The organism is Streptomyces sp. NPDC005811 (genome assembly GCF_040630405.1).
In the GTDB taxonomy this organism is placed as follows: Bacteria; Actinomycetota; Actinomycetes; order Streptomycetales; family Streptomycetaceae; genus Streptomyces.
Window position 1 is genome coordinate 145,045 of record NZ_JBEXXK010000017.1, and the last position, 23,049, is coordinate 168,093.

The window sequence follows — 23,049 nt, forward strand, 5'->3', positions numbered from 1 at the left end:
CACTGTCCGTGGATCAGAAGCCTGCGCCGGCCGTCGACGGCGCGTAACGGAAAATGGAGGGACCATGCCGAAAATGCGTAACCCAGATTCGCCGCACTCTCGATACAAGGGACTGGACGTGCTGCCGAACGATCACGGCCTGCCCGTTCCTGATCTGCCATCGGTAAGGGATTGGTCAGATGCCGAATCCGAGCAATGGCATCAATGGTGGAGCAGTCCTCAGTCCGCGCGCTGGGATGAGTCCTACGTCCCGACTGTGGCAGTCATGCTGACCTATTACGGCAAGATCCTTGACGGCACCGCTACCCGCGATCACCTCACCGAGTTCCGCCAGTTGGCTACTGCCCTTGGCTTGACGGCCGACGGCATGAAGCGGCTGGGCTGGGCCTTCGAGGGGGACGAGTGAGCAGACGAGCGGCCAAGGCCGGGGCAGCAGGAACCCACGACGGCACGCATCGGGCTGGCTATGAGTGCCCATGGGGTGAGCCCCAGTGCTCGGAATGTGTCGAGGAGTTCGCTATTCACGTCGGGTGGGAACTGTCCGGGGAAATGCATCCCTGGGGTGACAAACTGAAGCATCAGCCGAAGAAGTGTTATGGATGCCGCCAGATGTGAACTGCCGGGCTTTGGGGATTTGATTGGCAAACGCGATGGAAGGACAGCACCCCCGGTGGGTCCTATTCTTTATCTAATTACGATTACCCCCGTCATTCATAAATAATTGAGTAATGCTTCAGTTATTCGTTAGTTACCGTTCCGTGATAGGTGTGGCGGAGAATGGAGATCAAGCAGGCAGCCGTAGAGCAACGCTCCGGACGCTCGCTGAGACCTCCGCCCTAACAAAGGAATGCAGCGCTATGCGTAAGACCATGCTCATGCCCGTGGAAAAGGTTCTGTGCGACGCCCACATAGCGCGTGATGGCAGTGAGGAAGAAGCGGGCACGACTCTTACCCTGGGCGCGCATACGTGGGACCTCTGCCTTGAGCACGACATCCTGTTCGGCAGGTACCTGATGGACGCTCTTGGTGTGCCTGAGACTGCCAAGGGTGCGCCGGTTGAGCGCGTGCCGGTTGCTGAGCCTGTCTCGGAGCCGGAGCCGGAGCCGGAGCCGGAGCCGGAGCCGGAGCCGGAAGTGTCGACCGACCCTGAACCTGTGTTGTCCGTGATGATCGCCGGTGAGGTGCCGGGTTACGAGTGGGACGACGCGCGGGAAGCGGTCCGCAACCTTGGCTATGAGGTGGTCGGCCGTGCCGATGACAGCACGGTTCTGTTGATCCTGGGGGAGGGTGGCGACCGGAACGCCACCAAGCTGCGAGACGCATCCGAGCGGGCCATTCCCGTGATGGACGTGCGGGAACCTGGACGCTTCAAGTCGGCTGTTCGCTCGGGTGAGTTGGTCGGTGGTGACCCGCTTCCGGAGCCTGCCAAGCTCGACCGTTCCGGGATGAGCGAACGGGAGCGGAACCGTGCCGTGCGGGCATGGGCGCGAGAGAACGGCTACGCAGTTCCCACCAAGGGACGCATCCCCATGCACGTGCGCCACGCCTATGAACTGACGCACCGGGACGCGTCGGAGGGAAAAGCGGCAGCGGCCTGAGTGCCGCCCCCGCCGTGCCGGGCGCGGAGTGCGCCCGGCCTCCCCGGCCAGAGGCCAACCAACCAACTCTTTTCGAGATAGAGGCAGCATGAACACCCCTGTTCTGTACGGTCCGATCGGTCGTGCGGTCCGCAGGATCGCCCCGTTCCTGGAAGCGGATGCATTGGGGGTGTACGTGGCCGCCCTGTCGATGTGGTCGGCCGCTATTGGTGGCACGGTCAAGGTCTCGTCCCGTGGCAGCGGTCGGCCCGTGCTGCTGTGGTCGGCCCTGGTGGCTGGAACGGGCAGAGGCAAGGGAACCGCGCTACGGGCCGCGCATCACGTCCTGGACAAGGCTTTGGGCCGCTTTGTGGCCACGCACACCACATCCGGGATCACGTCCGGGGCGAGCATGGTGAATCACCTCTGGGAGCAGCAGGAAGCGACCGCCGAGACCGAGCATGGGCGGGACGTCCGCAGTTTCGTGTGTGAGGAAGAGTGGTCAGAGGTACTGCGCAGAGTGAAGCGGGATGCCTCGTTCACGACCAAGCTGCGGAGCGCATGGGATGGGGCAACGCTGCGGAACACCACCAAGGATGTGGCGCAGGAAGTACGCGACCCTGCCATGGTCCTGCACTGCCACGTCACGCCCTCTGACTGGGCTAAGTACGTGGGCGAGTCCGAAGCGGCCGGAGGCTCGTACAACCGCATCCTTCCCTTCCTGCTGGGGTCGGTGCCTTTGCTGGATGACGACCGGATGAGCCTGCCCGAGGTGGACGGGCGGGACCTGTCCGACGCCTACGGTTGGGCCACTGCCCGGCCGCGCGTGATCACGCTTGCAGAGGACGCCCGGCCGCTGTGGCGGATCGTGCGCCGATACGCCCGCATCCTGGGTGAGTCCCTGCCGGAGGGACAGGCCGTGTTCATCGAGCGGACGGCAGAGCAGACGCTCAGGGTTGCGGCCTGCCTGGCAGCGTCCGAGTGCTCGGAGACAGTCACGGAAGAGATGCTGTCGGCCGCCTTCACCCTGGTCCGTCGGTCTGTACAGGACGCCGTGCGCATCACCAAGGGGGCCACCTCTCCGAAGGTGAAGCGGCAGCCGCTCAGCCTTGAGGACAAGGTGCGGGCCCGGATCGAAATGCACGGCGGTCGGGCCACTTCCTCTCAGGTACTCCCGTACGTCGGAGCGACGGCCGCAGAGGTCAAGGAACTGTCCGGAATCGTCGTCACCGTGGAACGGGCGGGGAAGACCGGCCGACCGGCCACCGTTTTCTCACTCCGCGGTGACGCTTCCGGTGACTCTGTGCCGCAGCCGGCCAGCACGGACAGCAACAAGAACCGGAACACTTCCCGTCACGCTGAGGTGCAGCCGGCCAGCGCGGAGCGTGAGGAGAACCGTGCGCGCGTCGTCCGCCTGGACGCCTACCGCCCGGCACCCAGCCAGGCCCCCGAGCCCGCGCCGGAACCGAAGCGGACGGAACCGCTCGCAGACTTCAACCCCTTCCGGGCACTGCTCTAACCAACCAAACGAAGCCCCGGCCGAATAGCCGGGGCTTCTTTGTTGCTTCGACTACGCGACTGGGCAGGCCAGTTCAGGAATCGCATGATTCGGGGAACACGTCACCACCGCCAGGGACAGATACGAGGGGCGTTCGAGGTAGCAGCCGTAGGACACATCACTGCCCGAGTGCAGTCGTTCGGCAGCAGCGTTCACCACCTGGGCCAGACGCGTGGTGTCTCGGTCCTTCTCCGACGCGAACCGAGGGGCGTGCTCGGCCAGGCGCTCACCGAGCCAGGCCGCCGCCTCCTTGGCTTCCTCCCAGGTTCCACGAACGAGGGAGCGGGGCTTGATGAGCCAGTAGGCCGTTTCGATGGGCGGCAGATCGGCAGTGGGGAACTCCGCCACCACTTCCCGATAGCGCTGGATCAGTTCCGGTCGGCTCCCAGCCGGGGGCGGCTCAGGATGAGGGGGCCGTCGCAATGCTTCCTGGTCGAAACGCTCTTTCGGTCCGGTCCACAGATAGCCGTGGTGGTGCACCTGTTGTTCCCGTTCGGTGTCAGCGGTCGGAGGACCAGTCGGGCCCGACCGCTTTCTTGGGTCGGGCCCGACTGGCGGGGGAGGGGGATCAGACGTTCAGGCCGAACCGCGCCGGGTCGATACCGGCCGCGTCCAGCTCCTCCGTGGTGAACCGCAGCGGCTGCGCGTCCGGCCGCTTGCTGTCACCGAGGGCCCAGGCGTCCTCGCCGATCCGGGCCAGCGTCACACACCCCTCGGAACAGGGGCCGCCGCACGCCTGGACGAACGCGGCCCCGTTGATGTCGAGCGCGTACAGGTCGGTTCCGTTCTGCATCACTGCACCTTCCTGCTCAACTAATCGCGGCCATGACTGACCGCCGCCGCCCATACCGGGCGGGAGTCCGTTTCCCCTAAGTCAGTTGGGGACCGTGCGCGGAGAAGTCAGAGGGGAGCTGTCGCGTGTCTTCGGGATGGCCGTAGCGCTTGTGCAGCCGCATCGCCTCGACGGTTTCCAGAGCCTTGGCCGGACTCCCGGATCGATTGGCCACACGAACCCGCTTGCGGAGCGTTGCGCATTGAACGCACGACGCCGGGTCCACCTGACCCGTTCGCGGCGCAAGCAGGTTCAGCAGATCCTGAACGGACACGGAGTTCTCCCAAGCGATCAGGGGTTTGAGACGCGCCTTACTTGCTGCGGAGGGGCCAGCCACTCTCTTCCGCCACCCTCGGGCCACAGGAAGGCAACGAGGCGCTTCTGCCGTTCGCCCGGCAGCTCCCCGGGGTCCTCGTAGTCCCCGATCACGTCGCGGAGGATGCCGATCCTTCCGGAGGCGTCCTGGACCCGCTTACCGATGTCCTCGGCCGTGACGCTCACGACTGGTTCCCCGCGTGCTCGTCTCTCTGGTGCTGACGCATCCTCACGTTGGCGTCAGACACGGCGCTGTAGTCACGCGCCGAGCGGGCGTTCTCGCGGGCGACAGATTGAGAAAGGCACGCGGGGCAGCCGGGCATGGGTGACGGTTCGCGCGGCAGCTCCGACAGGCACGTCCCCGCCGTGGGTTCGGTCGCAGGACCGGACGTTCTCTCTTCGCTCTCCATGCCGCCATCTTCGGCGCGCCATGGATGTATCTCTAGCCTGTTTCCTGTTCCCGCAAATAGTCGTTCCGGATTCCCTCGATCAGATTCCGCATATCAGCGCCGACGAGCGCCACTTGCTCGAATCTTTCGAACTTATCAACGTACAGACTTACATCACGGGGGTCTGTGACGACCACCTCGGCGTGAACCGTTTCTATGGTGACCATTCGGTCGTCACGGATGACGAACGCGTGATTAGCGATGTCGTGCTGCTGAATCGCCAGCGGAACTACACGGATGTCCACATGTGGCAGTCGAGATATGGAAACGATGCGGTCCAGCTGTGCAGCCATCATCTGTGCCGGGACGATTCGCCAGCGTAGAACTGGCTCTGTGATCACGAACCGCAGCGACTTAGCGTTGTCGTAGAGAATCGCTTGTCGTTCAAGTCGCCCGTTGATTGTTCGCGTGAGGGCGTCCTCGCTCAGATCGTGGCGTTTCAGGACGGCCCGGATGTACTCGGGTGTCTGGAGTAGTCCAGGGACGAGCGCGGGTTGGAACAGTCGCAGCGTCGACATCTGGGCTTCCAGGGCCTTGGCGGCCTGCTGGCCCTTGTGGACCCCGATCCGCTTCAGCAGTCGCCACGCTGTCGCCTCAGTCGCCGAGGCTCGGGCCGCTTCTGTGTATTCGGCCTTGACCTCGTCCGACACGCCGATGGCTGTCAGGATGCGCTCAACGTCCGTTGCGCTGGGTGCCAGCTTGGCATTCTCGATCTTGGACAGTTTGGACGGAGACATGAGGGCGCTGCGGGCCACTGCTTTGGCTTCCTTTCCGGATGCCACTCGCAGAGCCCGCAGCGCGGCCCCAAGCTGTGCTCTGTTCACGCCCCGTACTTGGCCCACCATTCGTTAAATGGTTCTGCGTGTGCGAGCGCCGCGTCACGGTACTGAGTGAATTCCGCCGTGCGTTCCGGTGGCAGCACTTCCGATCCGAGGTACTTCCCGTTTTCGTCGTAGTTCATGACTGCCACGGAGGAAGAGTCGAAGAACCAGAAATCCGGGACGTTCTCCAGAGGGTTGGGCCTCTCGGTGGTGTCGAGGATGAAGAACTCTTCGCCTCCGGTCATGTTCTTCCGGTAGCCCCACCCGAGTTCGAAGCAAAGATAGTCCGTGAGCGGGCGCGACAGAACGTGCACTCGGTAAACTCGCTTCCCCTTCTCGGTGTGTGAGCGGAGTTCTTCGATCCAGCCCGCGTTGTAGTCCTCCGGCTGAGGCTCCCCGGCTTGGAATGCCTGGAAAGCTTCCACGTTCCCGGACTGGCTGTAGTCGTCCAGGGTTTCCAGGCGGAACGCCTCACGCTCGAAAGAGTCGAAGAGGTCGCCGAGGGTCTTAGAGGAGGTTGTCACGGATGGCCTTCTGAATCAGTTCCATGGGGATCTCGACCAGGGTTTCGTGAGCGGGAATCTCCAGCCCGTGATCGGTAGGCGTCTCGCCTTGAACCAGGAAGGTGCCTCGGTCCGTCGCGTAGATGGTCGGACAGTCCTTGATGTCGCACGTGCTGACCAGCTTGGTGACCTTCATGGTCTGGGTTCCCCTCTCCCATGCCGCTGCCAGTGCCCCGCATCTGGGTTGATGCTCCCGAGGGTGAGGCGCACCGGTCAAGCGATCACGGTTGACGGAACAGGAAACCGCGTAACCTGCCCGGTGCCTGCCACTCCTCGGACCGGTCGGAGGAGATGCCATCAGTGCCACCCCTACCTGGGCAGACTCTTGACGATCATGGGGAAATGCTGGGCAGGACCCTCTGAGAGGGTTGTTCGTGCAGGTCAGCGCCGTATGGCTTGTAAAGCACCCAGATCTACGAGGGCACGAACCAGGTCCAGCGCATCGTGATGGCCCGCAACCTGCCGTAACTCCCCTCCCCACGGCAACGGTGGGGGCCGCTACCGCTCCAGGACGGGACGGGCGCGCCCCTCGGCGGGGCCGCGAGGGGCGCGGGTGCCCCTGCGTGCACGACAACGGCCCCTGGCTCGCCGCCAGGGGCCGTTCCCGTTCCGGGAGCCGCCGACGACGAGCCGGGGCCGTCCGGGTCCGGACTCCCGGCCGGAAGCCCCCGGAAGCCGCATGAGGCTGGGGCCCGCATCGAGGGCGCGCGCTCCGGGCCGCGGCCGACCGGCCTCGCCCTCCACCCCGCCTCACCGCCGGTTACCCAGCACGCCGCCCGCCGTGCCTGACGCCGCCCGCCGTGCCTGATGCCGTCCGCCGTGCCTGACGCCATCTGCCGTGCCTGATGCCGTCCGCCGTGCCTGACGCCATCTGCCGTGCCTGATGCCGTCCGCTGTGCCTGACGCCATCTGCCGTGCCTGATGCCGTCCGCTGTGCCTGACGCCATCTGCCGTGCCTGATGCCGTCCGCCGCGCAGCACGCCATCCGCCGCGCCTCACGCCCTCCGCCCGCGCGCCCCGACACCGGCCGTCCGCCAAGGACCCGCCGTCACTCAAGAACCTGCCGTGCGTCGCGACACCGCTGTGCGTCGCGACACCTGCCGCGCGTCAAGACAGCCCCACGCGTCAAGACAGCCCCACGCGTCACGACAGCCCGCGCGTCACGGCCCCCCGCCAGTCAAGACACCCGCCGTCCGCCACAACCCCCACGTACGAGCCCCACCCGGTCGCCGGCCGGTCCTCAGTCCTCGTAGCCCTCTGCCAGGCGGCGCTCCCGGAGTTCGCGGATGGCGCGGCGGCGGGCCAGGCGGTGGGTGCGGCGGATCTGGGCCTCCTGGAGGCGGCGGCGGTCGCGGTCGGTCTCCGGGAGGACCGGTGGGACCGCGCGCGGCTTGCCGTCGGCGTCCACCGCGGCGAACACCAGATAGGCCGAGCCGACCTGGGTGGCCGGCGCCGACTCGTTCCAGCGCTCGGCCAGCACCCGGACGCCGACCTCCATCGAGGTCCGGCCGGTCCAGTTCACCTGTGCCTTCACATGGACCAGGTCGCCCACCCGGACCGGCTCCAGGAACGCCATCTCGTCCATGGACGCGGTCACGGCGGGCCCGCCGGAGTGCCGGCCGGCCACGGCACCCGCCGCGTCGTCGACGAGCTTCATGATCACACCGCCGTGCACCGTCCCCAGGAGGTTGGTGTCGTTGTGGGTCATGATGTGGCTGAGCGTGGTGCGGGACGCGGACGTGGGCTTGCCCGGGATGTCCGGGAGGTCCGAGTCCACTGCGGTGACCTGGTCTGTCATGGCCTCCACCTTATGCCGCAGGGGACAAGCCGGGACTTTGTGTCAGCTTGGCAACAGCGGAGCGCTGATTTTCCGACACCCCTTGTAAGGGACACAGCCGCGGACTGCACACTGTTCGGCATGAACGATTGGCCCGAGGGATGGTCCGGCAACGACCGAGGCTCCCGGTACGGAAACGGCAGCGCGGGTGCGCAGCCCGAGAGCGCGCGAGTCATGCGGCAGGTCCGGCGCGGCCCCGCGTCCCCGCCGCAGGGCGCCGGTGTCCCCCAGCAGCCGTCGTACGTCAACGGACAGGGACACGGCGACTACACCAACGCCCAGCAGTCCGGGTACGACAGCGGCTACAGCTCGGGCCAGGTCTACGGCGAACCGGGCGGCCCCGGGCAGCCGGGAGGGCCCGCGGGCGCGTACCCGCAGGGCTCCCGCCCCGCGCCGGACTGGCGCCGCCGGATCAAGTGGACCGCGATCACCGTCGCGGTCGTCCTCGTCGTGACCTCCGTCTCCACCTACTTCTGGGCCGACTCCAAGCTGCGCCGCGAGGTCGACCTCTCCAAGGTCATCGACCGCCCCGACCAGGGCGACGGCACCAACTACCTCATCGTCGGCTCCGACAGCCGCGAGGGCCTGACCGCCGCGGACAAGAAGGAGCTGCACACCGGCTCCGCCGAGGGCAAGCGCACCGACTCGATGATGATCCTGCACGTCGGGTCCAGCGGCGACACCCTGATCTCGCTGCCCCGCGACTCGGACGTGGAGATCCCGACGTACGTCGGCTCGGAGTCCGGCAAGACCTTCAAGGGCACCGGCCGGCACACCAAGCTCAACGCCGCCTACGCCGAGGACGGCCCGACCCTGCTCGTGCGCACCGTCGAGTTCAACACCGGCCTGCACATCGACCACTACGTCGAGATCGGCTTCGCGGGCTTCGCGAACATCGTGGACGCGGTCGGCGGCGTCGACATCACCATCGACAAGGCGTTCAAGGACAAGTACTCGGGCGCCGACTTCAAGGCGGGCAAGCAGACGCTGAACGGCGAGGAGGCGCTCGCCTTCGTCCGCACCCGGCACGCCTTCGCCGCCTCCGACCTCCAGCGCACCAAGAACCAGCAGAAGTTCCTCGCCGCGCTGGCCCACCAGGTGGCCACCCCGTCGACGATCCTCAACCCCTTCAAGTTCTACCCGGTGATGGGCGCGGGCCTGGACTCCCTGATCGTCGACAAGGACATGGGGCTCTACGACCTCGGCTCCATGTTCTTCGCCATGAAGGGCGTCAACGGCGGCGACGGCGTGTCCATGAACATGCCGATCTCGGGCTCCACCGGCGGCAACCTGGTCTGGGACAAGACCAAGGTCAAGCAGCTGGTGAACGAACTGAACAACGACGAGAAGGTCACGGTGACCAGTGACTGACCAGGGTGGGGACAGACCGGCCCCGGGCCGTCCTTACGACGCCGTCCTGTGCGACGTCGACAACGTGATACGCCACTTCGACTCCGCCCACCTGGAGGCGCTGGAGCGCGCCGCCGGGCTGGCGGAGGGCACCACCAAGAAGGTGGCGTTCTCCCCGGAGGTCGACGGGCCGCTGCTGCTCGGGCAGATCACCGAGCAGGAGTGGGTCGCCGCCATCGCCGAGGGGCTCGCCGCCCTGGTGGAGGACGAGGAGACCGCCTGGTCGCTCGGCACCGCACTGCTGGAGTCGCCGTTCCACGCCGACGACGAGGTGGTCGCCCTGCTGCGCCGGGCCCGCACCCGGATCCCGCTGGTCCTGGTCAGCAACGCCACGACCGGCCTGGAGGCCGACCTCGCCGCGATGGGCCTGACCGACCTCGCCGACGACGTCGTGAGCAGCGCCCGCGTCGGCCTCGTCAAGCCGGACCCGCGGATCCTGGAACTCGGGGCGGCACGGGCCGGCGTACGGCCCGAGCGGTGTCTGTTCGTGGACGACACCCCGGAGAACGTGGAGGCGGCCGCCGCGCTCGGCATGCGGGCCGTCCACTACCGGCGACCGGCCGACCTGGAGCGGGAGCTGGCACCGCTGTTCGGCTGAGCGCGTCCTCGACGGTCGGAGGCACCCCGCGGGGCGCCCCCGACCGCGTTCAGGCGGGGATCACATCCGGGCGCCCGCCATCGTCCGACAGGACTCCGCGCAGCGGCGACACGCCTGTGCGCAGCGCATCATCTGCGGATCGTCCGGCATGGACATACACGCCTCGGCGCACATGTCACAGGCCTTGGCGCACATCGCGCACATCTCGGCCGACATGGGCGAGCGCCGCATCATCATGTCGGCGCACATCCGGGTCATCTCGGAGCAGTCCATCAGCGCGCGCATGATCTGCATCTGGGCCTGGCCGCCCATCTGCATGCAGGAGCTCATGGTCTCCTCGCAGACGGTGTGGCAGGCCATGCACGCCTGGACGCAGTCCTGCATCTCCTTGCTCATCGCCGTCATGGACGACTGCTGCTGGGTCATGGCTCCTCCTGGAGGGCTGAGGGGCCCGGGGCAGGCCCCGTGCACTACCGTTCCTACGCCCCCTCGGCCCTACCCGCCATCCGGGCTGTGCCCGCGGGTGCACCCTCAGGCGCACCCCACCTCGTTCCCGCGCACCACCTCCGGTTCCGCGGCCGCCGGCTGCGGACCGCGGACCTCGCGCACCTCCCGGAAGTCCGTGCCCGCGACGACCTTCAGGGTCGGGCCGAGGCCGGGGGCGGCCCGCAGTTCGCTGCCGGGCAGGGCGGCGGCCAGGGAGCGGGCCGAGCGGTCCCAGCGCGGGTCGTGGACGACGACCGTGCGCCGTACGTCCCGGGTGGCGGAGTCGACCGGGCGGTGCGTGGTGCGGAAGCCGGCCGCCGCGAGGGCCTCGTCCACCCGCCGGCCCAGGCCCTCGGTCGAGGTGCCGTTCTCCACCTGGACCAGGATCCGCTGCGGCGCCACCTCCACCCGCGGGTCCCGCGGGCTCGGGCTCGGCTCCGGCCGTGACGGGGCGGACTCCAGCGGCTTGTCCTCGCGCAGCGCCCGGAAGACCCGCTCGGACCGCACCGGGTCCCACTTCAGGGTCGAGCCGATGCCCGGCACCACGTACCCGAGCCGGCCGATCGGCACCGTCGTGAACTCGGAGGACCCGGGCGAGAAGGTGCGCATCGCCCGCCCGAGGCCGAGGAGTTCGTCCGTGCCGAAGCCGCGGTCCGCCCGGACCGACCCCAGCACCGCGCGGGTCACGTCCCGGAACCTCAGCGGGTTCAGCAGGATCCCCGAGGACGTCGCCCGGTCCACCAGCGAGGCCAGGAACCGCTGCTGACGCTTCATCCGGCCGAGGTCGGAGGAGCCGTCCGCGTGCCGGGCCCGGACGTACTGGAGCGCCGCCCCGCCCTTCAGCGTGTGCTCGCCCGGGCCGAGATCGAGACCCGTGTACGTGTCCCGCAGCGGCCGCGCGGTGCAGATCTTCACGCCGCCCAGCACGTCCACGGTCTTCATGAAGCTGGTGAAGTCGACCTCCAGATAGTGGTCGATCTTCACATGGGTCATGTTCTCCACCGTGCGCACGGTCAGCTGCGGACCGCCCTCCGCGTACGCCGCGTTCAGCTTGATCGGGTGCCCCCGGTGCTCCCGCCCGCCGACCTGCTCGGTGTGCGGAGGCGTCTCGGCGTACGAGTCGCGCGGCAGGCTCACCACGCTGGCCCGCTCCCGGTCCTCCGAGATGTGCACGATCATGATCGTGTCGGTGCAGTGGCAGGGCGCCCCGCCCAGCCGGAACCGCCGCCGCTCGGTCTCCGTGACCTTGTCCCGGCCGTCGGTGCCGACCAGCAGCACATTCATCCCGTGCCCGGCCCGCGGCCGGTTCTTCATGTCCTTGAACGGATCGACCCGGGCGATGTCCGCGTCGAGGCCAGCGACCAGGGAGTGCCCGATCCCGGCGGAGGCCAGGACGACCACCGAGAGCGTGGTCGCCGCCCGCATGGCCCAGCGCGGACGTCTGCGCCGTACGGGGCGGATCGGGGGGCGCGGCGGACGGCGCCGGGTCCGGGGCGGTGGGGTGGGCATAGGACACCTCCGGGGCGGGGGAAGCCGTGAGTACCGTAGGCCCGTACGATCTGTCGCCCGGTGCGGCGCCCCCGGCGGCGCGCACCGGTGTCCCCCGTTCGCGGTAACGTGAGCGTCCTATGAACGCCAAGCCCGACGTGCAGCTCCCCGCCGTGTCCGTCATCATGCCCGTCCTCGACGAGGAGCGGCATCTGCGCGGAGCCGTCCAAGCGATCCTCGCGCAGGAGTACGCCGGCGAGATGGAGGTCGTGATCGCCCTCGGTCCGTCCAAGGACCGCACGGACGAGATCGCCGCCGAGCTCGTGGCCGAAGACCCGCGCGTGCACACCGTCCCGAACCCCACGGGCCGTACGCCCGCCGCCCTCAACGCCGCGATCAAGGCCTCCCGCCATCCGATCGTGGTCCGCGTCGACGGGCACGGCATCCTCTCCCCGAACTACATCGCCACCGCCGTCCGCCTCCTTGAGGAGACCGGCGCGCAGAACGTCGGCGGCATCATGCACGCCGAGGGCGAGAACGACTGGGAGCACGCCGTCGCGGCCGCCATGACCTCGAAGATCGGCGTCGGCAACGCCGCCTTCCACACCGGCGGGCAGGCCGCCCCCGCCGAGACGGTGTACCTCGGGGTGTTCCGCCGCGAGGCCCTCGAGCAGCAGGGCGGCTACAACGAGGAGTTCATCCGCGCCCAGGACTGGGAGCTGAACTTCCGCATCCGCGAGGCCGGCGGGCTGATCTGGTTCTCGCCGGAGCTGAGGGTGTCGTACCGCCCGCGGCCCTCGGTGAAGGCGCTCGCCAAGCAGTACAAGGACTACGGCCGCTGGCGGCACGTCGTCGCCCGCTACCACGAGGGCTCCATCAACCTGCGCTACCTCGCCCCACCCGCCGCGGTGTGCGCGATAGCCGCCGGCCTGGTCGTGGGCGCCGTGCTCACCCCGCTCGGGTTCCTGGTCCCCGGCGGCTACCTCGCGGCGATCGTCGCCGGGTCGGTGCCGGCCGGCAAGGGGCTGCCGCTCAAGGCGCGGCTCCGGATCCCCGTCGCCCTGGCCACCATGCACATGTCGTGGGGGTTCGGCTTCCTGACCAGTCCCAAGTCGCTGGCCAGGAAGGTCATCGCCTCGCGCCGCCCGGCGGTCCTCAGCGGCTCGTCGAGCTGAGCACCGCCGTACGCACCACCGGACGCACCGCTGTGCGCCCGGCCCGGACCCGGACTACCAGGTGTAGTTCGGGTCCACGTGCATGCACTGCGAGTCGTCCGCGCCGTTCATCGCCTGCGCCGACGCGGGCGTCTTGTCGTCGTCCTCCTCCTTCGCGGACGCCGTGTACTTGTTCCCCGACCGCCAGTCCCCGCCGACGTAGAGCGTGACCCCGGAGACGTCGGTGGACTTCTTCACCTGGCTCGTCGGGACGCCGAGGACCTTCGCCACCCGCAGCGCGTCGGCCTGGAGGTCGGCGCTCGGGTAGCGGATCACCGTGGTCTCCTCCGAGGTGGCCGTGGAGGTGTCCGCGACGGCCCCGTCGAAGCCCTTGGCCTGCAGCAGGTCGGTCACCGTGCTCGCCCGGCCGACGACCGGCGCGAGCGTGCCCGTACGGGTGCTGTTGTGGACCTGCACCGCGATCGCGTCGTCCGCCGCGGCCGTGTCGGTGACCGTCGGTGAGGGGCTGGCCGTGGTCTTCTTCTCGTCCTTGCCGTCGAGCGCGATGTCCTGGCGCACCAGCCGGAACAGCTTGGTGGCGTCCTCGGTGGGCACCACCCGGCCGGTCTGGACCGTGTCGTAGGCGTTCGGCATCGTCGTCATCGTGATGCGCTCGGTGGGCACCTTCTGGAGCTCGGTGGCCAGGTCGTACATCTTGGTGATGGTGTCCAGGCCGTCGTCGACGGTGATCGCCTTCGTGGCGGCCTCGGCGAGCTTGCGCAGCTTGTTGGGGTTGGTCAGCTTGGCGTTGGCGCGCAGCTCACGGACCATCGAGTTCATGTACATGTGCTGCGCCTTGGCGCGGGCGAGGTCGGTGTCGTCCTCGAAGCCGTAGCGCGTGCGCAGCCACTGGAGGGCCTGCTTGCCCTTGATGGAGTGGGTGCCCTCCGCCAGCTTCAGACCGGAACCCTTGCCCGTGCTGGTGTGCGAGTAGACGTTGGCGTCCACGCACACCGGGACGCCGCCGATGGCGTCCGCCATCGACACCACACCCGAGAAGTCGATCATCATGAAGTGGTCGATGTGGATGTCGGTGAGCTTCTCCCAGGTGGCCACCGTGCAGCCGGGGCCACCGCGGCCCAGCGACTCGTTGGTCATCGACCGGGTGCTCGCCGCGTACGTCTTCTTGGTGTCGGGGTCCGTGCACTTGGGGATGTCGACGAGCGTGTCGCGCGGCATGCTCACCACCGACATGTTGCTGCGGTCCGCCGAGACGTGCAGCAGCATCTGGACGTCCGCGAGCGGGAGGCCCCCGTAGGTGTCCTTCGCGCCGCCCAGCTTCTGGTTCTCCGCGGTGTCCCGCGCGTCGGAGCCGATCAGCAGGATGTTCAGCGCGGTCTGGCCGGCCGAGTTCGCCTGCGTCTTGGCCGCCCGGTCCTTGGAGTCGCCCAGGTTGAGGTCGTCGCTCTTGATGTTGGCGTTCAGGTGCTCGTAGTAGAGATAGCCGGCACCCGCGCCGCCGAGTATGACCAGCGCCAGCACCGTCGCCGACCAGCGCAGCACTCTGCGTCTGCGGCGCCCCCGGGCCGTGCCGTTGCCGCCGTCGCCTCCGGCCCCGCCCTCGTCGTCGGACGCGTCCTTGTCCACCGGGGTCAGGGACATCGTGTCCTCGACCGCGGGAACCTCACCCCGCACCCCGCTCGTCGTCGCCAATTCCCCAGCCCCTCCACGCCGTGCGCCTGACACGGGCCCGTCCCGCGTCAAGTCAGACGCACGACGGGCCCGTAGGGTTACCTACTTCGGGTTACCTACTTCGCGCACTGGACCTTGTCCGCCGTGGACTTCTGGACCGAGTCCGGCACCTTCGTGGTTGCCGTGAGCGAAACGCCCGCGCCCTTGAAGTCCTTGCCCAGCGTCAGCGTCATCGTCGGCAGCCCCTGGGCGTTGGTGACGCTCTTCCCCGGCTTCAGCGCGGTGCCCGGCAGCCCCATGATGTCGGCCAGCCTGCGGGCCTGATCGGCCTGGTCGGGGTCGTACTCGAGCGTCGTGTTGCTCAGTTCCTCCGGCGCGTTGCCCGCGTTCTCGGACTTCGTCACGCCCTCATCATTCTGCAGCCAGTTAAGAGTCTCCTGTGCGCTGCCGGCCGGGGCTCCGCCGTTCATGACCTGTACCCGGACCTCGGAGGCGGCGGACTTGGTGCCCTTGAGCCGGGCGGCGGCCTCGGCGGCGGCCGCGCTCTTGGACTCCTTGGCCTTCTGCTTCACCGCGGTGAAGGAGACGTCGTCCTGGATCATCTGGAAGACGGTGGGCGCCGTGGAGGTGTTGACGACGACCGTCGCCTTGACCTTCTCCGCCGGGTTGTCGAGCACCGGCACGGTGGTGAAGGTCAGGTTCTTCACATTGAGCTTGCCGAGCTCCAGGCCCAGGTCCTTGAGCTTGGTGATGCTGTCGAGCTGGGAGTCGACCGTCAGCGCCTCGGTGCCCGCCTCCGCCAGCTTGATCATCTTGGTGGGGCTGGTGAGGGTGTCGTTCGACTTCAGCTTGCGCATCAGCGAGCCGAGGAACTGCTGCTGGATCTCGATCCGGCTCAGGTCGCCGCCGAAGCCCACCGAGTGCCGGGTCCGCACGAAGGCCAGCGCCTGCTCGCCCTCGATGGTGTGCGTGCCCTTGGACAGCTTCAGATGCGAGTCCGCGTCGTCGATGTCCTTCGCCAGACACACCTCGACGCCGCCGACCGCCGTGGTCAGCGTCTTGACGGCGTTGAAGTCGGCGACCATGAAGTTGTCGGCCTGGATCCCGGTCAGCTCGGTGACCGTGCGCACGGTGCAGCTCGGCGTGCGGTCCTCCTGCCCGAGGCTCGTGTTGAAGCGCACGCCGTCCTCGCCGGGGATGACCTTCTTGGTGCCGTCCTCCATCGTGGTGGGGCAGTCGGGGACGTCCACGATCAGGTCGCGGGGGATGCTCAACGCGGTCGCGTTCGTACGGTCCTTGGAGACGTGCAGCAGGATCGTGGTGTCCGCGTGGCCGACGCTGTCGGTGTCGCCGTAGCCCTTGTTGCCGGAGCCGGTGCGCTTGTCGGTGCCGATCAGCAGGATGTTGATCGCCTTGTCCTTGCTGAAGCCACCGGTGCTCGCGCCGTCGTCGGAGACGGCGGTGATGTTGTCGTTGAGGTGCTCGAGATACAGGTAGGCCGCGGCGGCGGTGCCCACCAGCACGAAGGCCATGACACCGCCGGTCCACAACAGGACCTTCTTCGCCTTCGACTTCTTCTTCACCGGCCGGCGCCCGCGCCGGTTCGCCGGCTCCTCGGGCACCCCACGCCTGCGGCGCGGCCCGGGAACCCGCTCCGGCGCCTCCTCCGGCGACTCCCGCTCCGGCGCCGCCGTCCGGCCGCGCGCCCCGCCGGACGCGCCGGCCGGGGCCGCCGCACGGGAGGCCGCTCTACGGGGTCCGGGGACCGCCGACTGCGGTGCGGAAGTACTCAGTCGCAGTTCGTATTCGCCGGTGTCCGGATTGAGCACCCACTGGTCTGCGGGATCGATGTTGTCCGCCCGCCCACGGCCTTGCGCGTCCACGGTCTGTCGAATCCTCCGTCGGGGCCACGCGGCGCCTTTCCCCCTCCAGGCGCTCGGGTCGTCTCGGTCACTCAGTCACAACTCGGTCACATCAGTGCACGACCCCAGGACAGACCAAGCGGCCGGGTGCACCGGATCGCTCACACTATCCGCCCGGTTCGACATGGGGCGACGGCCGTGACACATTCCACGTCCCTACAAGCGGGCAATCCGCCTCAATTCCCTGGACCTGTCTTCATCCAGGGGCCTCGACTTGGCAAGCGCTTTACCCGCAACCGCCGTCGGCGGCGGTGCTGCCGCGGAACGTCGGGGCCGGTGGGGAGGGGGACGGGCCCTTCAGGATGTACGGACCGTGTTCACCCGACTCCACCCTCCCTGAATTCATGGGAAGTTTCTTAGAAACCGCCACGGGCCCGTCGGTGCGCAGCTGTTCGAAGAGTTTCTCCGCCGCCGGCTCGACCAGTTGGTCGCGATTGGCGTTGTAGACGTACGACTCCCGCGGAACGGTCAGGAATTGCACATGTTCGGCAGGAATGTCGCCCAGACCGCGCACCAGTTCATAGAGGCCGCGCAGACTCGCCAGCTCCGGGTCGGTGGTGAGCGCGGACGTGGCCGCGTCCAGCAGCGGATACAGCTTCACCGGATTCAGCAGGACGCCGTCGCTGCGCACCTTGTCGACGAGCGCCGCGAGGAACCGCTGCTGCCGGTCCATCCGCTCGGTGTCGCTGCCGTCCCCGAGGGACTTGCGGGCCCGGACGTACCCCAGCGCCTGCTTCCCGTCGAGCGTCACCTCCCCGGCCGGCAGCCGCAGCTTGGCCGCCTTGTCGACGATGGGCTCGGCGACACAGACCTTCACCCCGTCCACCGCGTCGACCATGTCCTCGAACCCGCTGAAGTCGACGACGACGTGATGGTCGACCCGCACCCCGGTCAGCTTCTCCACGGTCCGCACGGTGCAGGCGGACCCGCCGGTCTCGAAGGCGTGGTTGAACATGGCGAACACCGGCCGGGTCCGCGACCCGTCCGGCCGCCGGCAGGCCGGCACGTCCACCATCAGGTCCCGGGGCAGGGACACCGCGGTCGCCCGGTGCCGCCCGCCCGACAGATGCAGCAGGATCGTGGTGTCCGACCGCTCGGTGCCCGAGTCCGTCCCGTACCGCCCGTTGCCGTCCCCGGCCCGCGAGTCCGACCCGATGACCAGCACGTTCTGCGCGTCCTTGACGAGGGCGGCGGGCCGCTCCTTCGCATACCGGGCGAGTTCGGCCGCGGCCGCCTCGTCGGGCGTGATGTTCCCGTCGAGCTGGGTGTAGAGCACCCACCCGACCCCACCGCTGCCCACCAGCAGCACGGCGAGCACCCCGACCCCGTACGCCACCCACCGTCGACGCCGCCGCCTCATCCGTCCCACCCCCTCCAGCGCAGTGCCGCTCCTACGACGATGACGCGAGAGGGGCGGGGGTGCGGGGCGGGGGTGGGCCGAACGGGTGAAGGGGCGCCTGTAGGTCTTTCAGCCCGTCTGGGGGTCCCCCCTCTGGGGGGGTTGAGGACGAGGCCCGTTCAGGGCCGATCGGGGGTCCAGGGGGCGGAGCCCCCTGGTACGGGAGGCGAAACCACCCCGCCTACCGAGCCGTCGCAGACACCCGCTCGCTCTCGATCCGCCGAGCCACCGTCTCCTCCCCGGCCTGCTCCAGATTCCGGCACAGCACCACGGACCCCCCACTGGCCAGCGGCGCGTACAGCCCCGCCGCGAGCCCCTCCCAGGTGTCGTACGGCAGCCCGGACAGCAACCGCGACCCGGGCCCCGTCAGTCCGAGCCCCGCCGCCCCGTCCCGGGCCCGCTCCACGATCTCCGCCCCGCTGTACTCCGCCCCGGCCACGACCAGCCCGGCCGCCTCGGGATCGACGGGCGCGTACGCCATGAACCGGTCGCCGTACGTCGGCACCTCCACGGCGTAGTCGGCGTACCCCTGCGGCGGCCCCGGCACGAACCGCCGCCCGAGCGGCGCGAGCGAGAGCGCGTACCGCTCCCCGCCGCACGCGAGCCCCGCCTCGAACCGCCCCGGCCCGGCCACCACGAAGTCCGCCCGCGCCGGATCCCCGTCCACGTCCGCGACCACGCCCACCGACGCGCACGCCAGCAGCCACACCGCCGTCTGCCAGTGCGCGGGCAGCAGCAGCGCGACCCGGTCGCCGGGCTCGGCGGACATCCCGTCCTGGAGGAGGTTGGAGGTCTTGGCCACCCAGTTGGCGAAGGTGGCCACGGACAATTCGACCCGCTCGCCCGTCGCGTCGTCGTAGAAGGTCACGAGGGGACGCGCGGGATCCGCGGCGAGCGCGGAACGCAGCAGGTCGGCAGGGGTGCGATCGGTGACGTTCACCCGCGCAAGCGTACGCGCCGCCCAGGCCCCGGACCCGCCGCCGTGCCACCGGTTCGGCCGAACGCCCGGCGCCCGGGCGCCACCGGTTCGGCGGAACGCTCCCGACGGCCCGTCACATCCCCGATGGACAGATATGTATGACTCTGTCCAGGATCGTTCGCATGCGTGGATTGCTAGCTACTTCGATCGGTGTCACCTGTGCGGCCGCCCTCGCCCTGCCACTGACGTCGCCCGCCACGGCGGCGGCAGTGCGACCGGCGCCGACCGCGGAGGCCGGCACCGAGGCCGCCAGAGCGGCCGCCCTCCCCGGCAGCACCCAGTCGCTGCCCCTCACCCCCCTCACCCGCGACCGCGCCCTCGGCTCCGCCGACCGCGGCACGCAGCGCACGGACGTCCACCGCTTCTCCCTCCTGGGTGTCGTCTGGGACGACCCGGACGCCGAACTGCACGGCCGCGTCCAGGTCCGCACCCGCCCGGCCGGCGGCGAGGCCTGGTCCGGCTGGCAGGAGGTGGAGACCCACAACGCCGACCACGGAGCCGACCCGGGCACCGCCGAACGCACCTCGGGCCATGTCCACGGCGCCACCGCCCCCCTGTGGGTCGGCGACTCCGACGGCGTCGAGGTCCGCGTCCACCCCGACGCCTCCCTCCCCGCCGGCCTGCGCCTGGAGCTGGTCGACCCCGGGGCCGCCGCCCCCGTGCACGTCCCCGTGGCGCCGCGCAGCCGGGCCCTCCCGGCCGCGGCACCCCCGGCGCTGTCCACGGCCGAGCGGTCGGCCTCCGCCGCCAACGCGCCCCTCGCCCCGCTGGGCGCCACGAGGATCACCGCCCTGAACCGGGACCGGACGAGACGCGAACTGACCACGAAACAGCGCCGCGCGGCCCCCTACATCGGCCCCCGTCCGGCCATCGTCACCCGCCGGGGCTGGGGCGCGGACGAGGGCCTGCGGGAGGCGGGCTTCCGCTACACCACCACGGTGAAGGCCGCCTTCGTCCACCACACGGCCACCGGCAACAACTACACCTGCGCACAGGCCCCGTCCGTGATCCGCGGCATCTACCGCTATCACGTCAGGAGCATGGGCTGGCGGGACATCGGCTACAACTTCCTCATCGACAAGTGCGGAACCATCTACGAGGGCCGCGCCGGCGGGGTCGCCAAGGCCGTCATGGGCGCGCACACCCTCGGCTTCAACACCAACAGCATGGGCGTCGCCGTCCTCGGCACGTTCACCTCCGCCAAGCCGAACTCGGCCACCGTCAAGGCCATCGCGCGTCTGACGGCATGGAAACTCGGTCTCTTCGGGGCGAATCCGAAAGGAAAGACCTACCTGAAGTCCGGAGGTGGGAATCTGTACGCCAAGGGAAAGAACGTACGACTGAATGTGATCTCCGGTCACCGTGACGGGTTCGCCACGGAATGCCCGGGCAAGCAGCTCTACGGCAAGCTCGGCACGGCCCGCTCGACCGCGGCGACCTACCAGGGCCGCTGAGGGCGGGACCGCGGCCGGGTGCCCCGGGGGTCGGGGGAGGCCCCCGGAACGGACCGCGACGGCCCGCACCGCACCGCATCGGAACCACACCCGAACGGCCGGAGAACACATCCAGGTGGGGGCATATTTCATCAGCCGTCGGGGGGACAGTCTCCTCGGGACTGGGACGGAACACCGCACGGCCTGGAAAGCGCCACACGACGGTCTGCATACACTGGCCGGTCGAATGAAAGTTCGGCCGGTCCCGGCAGGAAGCAGAGACGAAGGTGACAGAAGCGATCCTCCTGGTCGGCGGCAAGGGCACCCGGCTGCGCCCGCTCACGGTGCACACGCCCAAGCCCATGGTCAGGGCGGCGGGGGTGCCTTTCCTCACGCACCAGTTGGCGCGGGCGAAGGCCGCGGGGGTGGACCACATCGTCCTCGCGACGAGCTATCTCGCGGAGGTCTTCGAACCGTACTTCGGCGACGGCTCGTCCCTGGGCCTGCACATCGAGTACGTGACGGAGGACGAGCCCCTCGGCACCGGCGGCGCGATCCGCAACGTGGCGTCCCGCCTGCACTCGGCCCCCGACGACCCGGTGCTGGTGTTCAACGGCGACATCCTCACGGGCCTGGACATCCGCAGGCTGGTGACCACCCACCAGGAGACGGCGGCGGACGTGTCGCTGCACCTGACGAAGGTGACCGACCCCCGGGCCTACGGTCTGGTCCCCACGGACGAGACGGGCCGGGTCCTCGCGTTCCTGGAGAAGCCCGAGACGCCCGAGGAGATCGTCACCGACCAGATCAACGCCGGCGCGTACGTCTTCCGCCGCTCGGTGATCGACACGATCCCGCAGGGCCGCCCGGTCTCGGTGGAACGCGAGACGTTCCCCGGACTGCTGGCGGCCGGGGCCCACCTCCAGGGCATGGTGGACTCCACCTACTGGCTGGACCTGGGCACCCCCGCGGCCTTCGTACGGGGCTCCGCGGACCTCGTCCTCGGACGCGCCCCGTCCCCCGCGGTCCCCGGCCGCTGCGGCGACCGGCTGATCCTCCCCACGGCCCGGGTCGCCGCGGACGCCAAGCTCACCGGCGGCACGGTGGTCGGCGAGGGCGCCTTCGTGGCGGAGGGCGCGCGGGTCTTCGGCTCCACGATCCTGCCCGGCGCGGTCATCGAACCCGGCGCGGTCATCACCGACTCCCTCATCGGCACCCGGGCCCGCGTCGGCGAACGCTCCGTCCTCACGGGCACGGTCATCGGCGACGGCGCGGTCGTCGGCCCCGACAACGAACTCCGCGAGGGCGCCCGCGTCTGGTGCGACGCCCGCATCCCGGCGGGAGCGGTCCGCTTCTCCTCGGACCGGTAACCCGAGCGGCGGAGGGCTCCACCGGGGTCCAGGGGGCGCAGCCCCCTGGCATCGGGGCCGACGGGGCGGAGCCCCTTCACAGCGCCCCGATGTCCCCCCGCCGCATCCGCGGAGCCCTCCGCTCCGGCACCCGCCCGCTCAGCAGGATCAACCGGGCGGCCCGATGCCGCTGCCCCGCATACGGCTCCAGCAACTCCAGCATCGCCGCGTCGTCCGCCTCCCGGTCCCCGGCCAGCGCCCACCCCACGATCCCCGGCAGATGCAGATCCCCCACCGTCACCGCGTCCGCCGCCCCATGACTGCGCTGCACGGTCTCCGCCGAGGTCCACGGCCCGATCCCCGCCACCACCTCCAGCCGGGCCCGCGCCTCCTCCGCCGGCATCCCCACCGCCTCCTCCATCCGCCGCGCCACCCGCACCGCCCGCAGAATCGTCGACGCCCGCTTGTTGTCGACCCCCGCCCGGTGCCACTCCCACGACGGGATCAACGCCCACGTCCGCGCCGCCGGCATCACCCACAGCCGCCCGCCCGCCGCGGGCCCCGGCGCCGGCTCCCCGAACTTCCGCACCAGCAATCGCCACGCCCGGTACGCCTCGTCGGTCGTGACCTTCTGCTCGAGGATCGACGGTATCAACGACTCCAGCACCAGCCCGGTCCGCGTCAACCGCAGCCCCGGCCGCCGGTGCCACGCGTGCGCCACCACCCGATGCCGCGGCACGAACACCTCCGGCTCGTCGCCGGCGCCCAGCAGCGCGGGCAGCCCGTCCAGCAGCCACTCCGCCCCCGGCCCCCACGCCTCTCCCCGTACGGCACCCCCGCCGGGCACCACCGACACCCGCAGGGTCCCCGCCCCGGCGGGCGTCAGAGTGGCCCGCCACACCGACCCGTCCGGCATCGCCCGGAACGTCGGATCCCCGGGCCCCCGTCGCAACGGCCCCAGCACCAGCCCCAGATCGACCGGCCCCCGCGGCACCCACTCCCGCACCCGCCCCGGCCCGCCGGCATCCCGCGCCACCGTCCGCGCGGGCACGGGGACATGGCCGCCGCGCACGGTCGTACGCGTGGACCTGGGTGCGAAACGTCCTGCCACGATGCCCGTCCCGAATCCGGAGTGCCGATGGGAGTCAGTGGGAGTCGAAGGGAGCCGGTGAAAGCCTTGCCCGCCG

Annotated in this window: 22 protein-coding genes; 8 read left to right on the forward strand and 14 right to left on the reverse strand. The window is 69.6% G+C overall.

Features of this window, described 5'->3' with window-relative positions; translation table 11 throughout:
* Nucleotides 1-64 precede the first annotated feature (64 nt).
* The 3 genes from ABZ490_RS20200 (at nt 65) to ABZ490_RS20210 (ending at nt 3,096) form a co-directional block, all read left to right on the forward strand.
* Nucleotides 65-406, forward strand: coding sequence for a hypothetical protein (locus tag ABZ490_RS20200; RefSeq protein WP_358991793.1), 342 nt, complete (start codon nt 65-67; stop codon nt 404-406).
* Nucleotides 407-857: 451 nt separating this feature from the next.
* Nucleotides 858-1,598, forward strand: a complete 741-nt coding sequence (locus ABZ490_RS20205) for a histone-like nucleoid-structuring protein Lsr2 (protein ID WP_358991794.1) — start codon at nt 858-860, stop codon at nt 1,596-1,598.
* A gap of 88 nt (nt 1,599-1,686) precedes the next feature.
* Entirely contained in the window at nt 1,687-3,096 is a 1,410-nt protein-coding gene (locus ABZ490_RS20210; protein WP_358991796.1) for a DUF3987 domain-containing protein, read from the forward strand.
* A 51-nt stretch (nt 3,097-3,147) separates the two neighbouring features.
* Here the strand turns inward: ABZ490_RS20210 and ABZ490_RS20215 are convergent, their stop codons facing one another.
* The 7 genes from ABZ490_RS20215 to ABZ490_RS20245 form a co-directional block, all read right to left on the reverse strand.
* Nucleotides 3,148-3,615 carry a hypothetical protein gene (locus tag ABZ490_RS20215; RefSeq protein WP_358991797.1) on the reverse strand — a complete coding sequence of 156 codons (468 nt, stop codon included), beginning with the start codon at nt 3,613-3,615 and terminating at the stop codon, nt 3,148-3,150.
* Nucleotides 3,616-3,703: 88 nt separating this feature from the next.
* Entirely contained in the window at nt 3,704-3,928 is a 225-nt protein-coding gene (locus ABZ490_RS20220; RefSeq protein ID WP_358991799.1) for a DUF397 domain-containing protein, read from the reverse strand.
* A gap of 330 nt (nt 3,929-4,258) precedes the next feature.
* On the reverse strand, nt 4,259-4,468 hold the full coding sequence (locus ABZ490_RS20225) for a hypothetical protein (protein WP_358991801.1): 210 nt from the start codon (nt 4,466-4,468) through the stop codon (nt 4,259-4,261).
* A 256-nt stretch (nt 4,469-4,724) separates the two neighbouring features.
* Complete coding sequence (locus ABZ490_RS20230) at nt 4,725-5,555, reverse strand: helix-turn-helix transcriptional regulator (protein ID WP_358991803.1); 831 nt, start codon at nt 5,553-5,555, stop codon at nt 4,725-4,727.
* Entirely contained in the window at nt 5,552-6,076 is a 525-nt protein-coding gene (locus ABZ490_RS20235; protein WP_358991805.1) for a DUF6879 family protein, read from the reverse strand. The genes ABZ490_RS20230 and ABZ490_RS20235 overlap by 4 nt, the downstream gene beginning before the upstream one ends.
* Nucleotides 6,060-6,251, reverse strand: a complete 192-nt coding sequence (locus ABZ490_RS20240; protein WP_358991807.1) for a hypothetical protein — start codon at nt 6,249-6,251, stop codon at nt 6,060-6,062. The genes ABZ490_RS20235 and ABZ490_RS20240 overlap by 17 nt, the downstream gene beginning before the upstream one ends.
* Before the next feature lie 1,104 nt (nt 6,252-7,355).
* Nucleotides 7,356-7,913, reverse strand: a complete 558-nt coding sequence (locus ABZ490_RS20245; RefSeq protein ID WP_358991809.1) for an acyl-CoA thioesterase — start codon at nt 7,911-7,913, stop codon at nt 7,356-7,358.
* Nucleotides 7,914-8,033: 120 nt separating this feature from the next.
* On the opposite strand from ABZ490_RS20245, the gene ABZ490_RS20250 reads away from it, so the two are divergent.
* The gene (locus ABZ490_RS20250) at nt 8,034-9,323 is read left to right on the forward strand and encodes an LCP family protein (protein WP_358991810.1); all 1,290 of its coding nucleotides are present in this window, start codon (nt 8,034-8,036) and stop codon (nt 9,321-9,323) included.
* On the forward strand, nt 9,316-9,960 hold the full coding sequence (locus ABZ490_RS20255; RefSeq protein WP_358991812.1) for an HAD family phosphatase: 645 nt from the start codon (nt 9,316-9,318) through the stop codon (nt 9,958-9,960). Before ABZ490_RS20250 ends, ABZ490_RS20255 begins: the two co-directional genes overlap by 8 nt.
* Nucleotides 9,961-10,020: 60 nt before the next feature.
* On the opposite strand, the gene ABZ490_RS20260 is transcribed toward ABZ490_RS20255, so the two are convergent.
* Together ABZ490_RS20260 and ABZ490_RS20265 are read right to left on the reverse strand one after the other, a co-directional pair.
* Nucleotides 10,021-10,386, reverse strand: coding sequence for a four-helix bundle copper-binding protein (locus tag ABZ490_RS20260; RefSeq protein WP_055634408.1), 366 nt, complete (start codon nt 10,384-10,386; stop codon nt 10,021-10,023).
* A 105-nt stretch (nt 10,387-10,491) separates the two neighbouring features.
* On the reverse strand, nt 10,492-11,955 hold the full coding sequence (locus ABZ490_RS20265) for an LCP family protein (protein ID WP_358991814.1): 1,464 nt from the start codon (nt 11,953-11,955) through the stop codon (nt 10,492-10,494).
* 119 nt (nt 11,956-12,074) lie between these two features.
* On the opposite strand from ABZ490_RS20265, the gene ABZ490_RS20270 reads away from it, so the two are divergent.
* Nucleotides 12,075-13,109 carry a glycosyltransferase family 2 protein gene (locus ABZ490_RS20270; RefSeq protein ID WP_358991816.1) on the forward strand — a complete coding sequence of 345 codons (1,035 nt, stop codon included), beginning with the start codon at nt 12,075-12,077 and terminating at the stop codon, nt 13,107-13,109.
* A gap of 54 nt (nt 13,110-13,163) precedes the next feature.
* Here ABZ490_RS20270 and ABZ490_RS20275 read toward each other — a convergent pair whose 3' ends face one another.
* From ABZ490_RS20275 to ABZ490_RS20290, 4 genes are all read right to left on the reverse strand, one after another.
* Nucleotides 13,164-14,750 (reverse strand): LCP family protein, encoded by a 1,587-nt coding sequence (locus ABZ490_RS20275; RefSeq protein ID WP_358991878.1) that lies wholly within the window; start codon nt 14,748-14,750, stop codon nt 13,164-13,166.
* 146 nt (nt 14,751-14,896) lie between these two features.
* On the reverse strand, nt 14,897-16,663 hold the full coding sequence (locus ABZ490_RS20280; RefSeq protein WP_358991817.1) for an LCP family protein: 1,767 nt from the start codon (nt 16,661-16,663) through the stop codon (nt 14,897-14,899).
* 265 nt (nt 16,664-16,928) lie between these two features.
* Nucleotides 16,929-18,062, reverse strand: a complete 1,134-nt coding sequence (locus ABZ490_RS20285; RefSeq protein WP_358991819.1) for an LCP family protein — start codon at nt 18,060-18,062, stop codon at nt 16,929-16,931.
* Between the two features lie 220 nt (nt 18,063-18,282).
* Nucleotides 18,283-19,041, reverse strand: a complete 759-nt coding sequence (locus ABZ490_RS20290; protein ID WP_358991822.1) for a TIGR03089 family protein — start codon at nt 19,039-19,041, stop codon at nt 18,283-18,285.
* 161 nt (nt 19,042-19,202) lie between these two features.
* Here ABZ490_RS20290 and ABZ490_RS20295 point away from each other — a divergent pair, with 161 nt between their 5' ends.
* Both ABZ490_RS20295 and ABZ490_RS20300 read left to right on the forward strand, forming a co-directional pair.
* Nucleotides 19,203-20,534, forward strand: coding sequence for a peptidoglycan recognition protein (locus tag ABZ490_RS20295; RefSeq protein WP_358991824.1), 1,332 nt, complete (start codon nt 19,203-19,205; stop codon nt 20,532-20,534).
* Nucleotides 20,535-20,800: 266 nt separating this feature from the next.
* Nucleotides 20,801-21,883 (forward strand): NDP-sugar synthase, encoded by a 1,083-nt coding sequence (locus ABZ490_RS20300; RefSeq protein WP_358991826.1) that lies wholly within the window; start codon nt 20,801-20,803, stop codon nt 21,881-21,883.
* A gap of 76 nt (nt 21,884-21,959) precedes the next feature.
* Here the strand turns inward: ABZ490_RS20300 and ABZ490_RS20305 are convergent, their stop codons facing one another.
* Complete coding sequence (locus tag ABZ490_RS20305) at nt 21,960-22,973, reverse strand: DNA-3-methyladenine glycosylase 2 family protein (RefSeq protein ID WP_358991828.1); 1,014 nt, start codon at nt 22,971-22,973, stop codon at nt 21,960-21,962.
* Nucleotides 22,974-23,049 lie beyond the last annotated feature (76 nt).

Excerpts from the sequence above, each read along its gene's own strand:
- ABZ490_RS20200 (WP_358991793.1), top strand. The coding sequence starts at position 65 with ATGCCGAAAATGCGTAACCCAGATTCGCCGCACTCTCGATACAAGGGA.
- ABZ490_RS20205 (WP_358991794.1), top strand. The coding sequence starts at position 858 with ATGCGTAAGACCATGCTCATGCCCGTGGAAAAGGTTCTGTGCGACGCC.
- ABZ490_RS20210 (WP_358991796.1), top strand. The coding sequence starts at position 1,687 with ATGAACACCCCTGTTCTGTACGGTCCGATCGGTCGTGCGGTCCGCAGG.
- ABZ490_RS20220 (WP_358991799.1), bottom strand. The coding sequence starts at position 3,928 with ATGCAGAACGGAACCGACCTGTACGCGCTCGACATCAACGGGGCCGCG.
- ABZ490_RS20240 (WP_358991807.1), bottom strand. The coding sequence starts at position 6,251 with ATGAAGGTCACCAAGCTGGTCAGCACGTGCGACATCAAGGACTGTCCG.
- ABZ490_RS20245 (WP_358991809.1), bottom strand. The coding sequence starts at position 7,913 with ATGACAGACCAGGTCACCGCAGTGGACTCGGACCTCCCGGACATCCCG.
- ABZ490_RS20250 (WP_358991810.1), top strand. The coding sequence starts at position 8,034 with ATGAACGATTGGCCCGAGGGATGGTCCGGCAACGACCGAGGCTCCCGG.
- ABZ490_RS20260 (WP_055634408.1), bottom strand. The coding sequence starts at position 10,386 with ATGACCCAGCAGCAGTCGTCCATGACGGCGATGAGCAAGGAGATGCAG.
- ABZ490_RS20265 (WP_358991814.1), bottom strand. The coding sequence starts at position 11,955 with ATGCCCACCCCACCGCCCCGGACCCGGCGCCGTCCGCCGCGCCCCCCG.
- ABZ490_RS20270 (WP_358991816.1), top strand. The coding sequence starts at position 12,075 with ATGAACGCCAAGCCCGACGTGCAGCTCCCCGCCGTGTCCGTCATCATG.
- ABZ490_RS20275 (WP_358991878.1), bottom strand. The coding sequence starts at position 14,750 with ATGTCCCTGACCCCGGTGGACAAGGACGCGTCCGACGACGAGGGCGGG.
- ABZ490_RS20285 (WP_358991819.1), bottom strand. The coding sequence starts at position 18,062 with ATGAGGCGGCGGCGTCGACGGTGGGTGGCGTACGGGGTCGGGGTGCTC.
- ABZ490_RS20295 (WP_358991824.1), top strand. The coding sequence starts at position 19,203 with ATGCGTGGATTGCTAGCTACTTCGATCGGTGTCACCTGTGCGGCCGCC.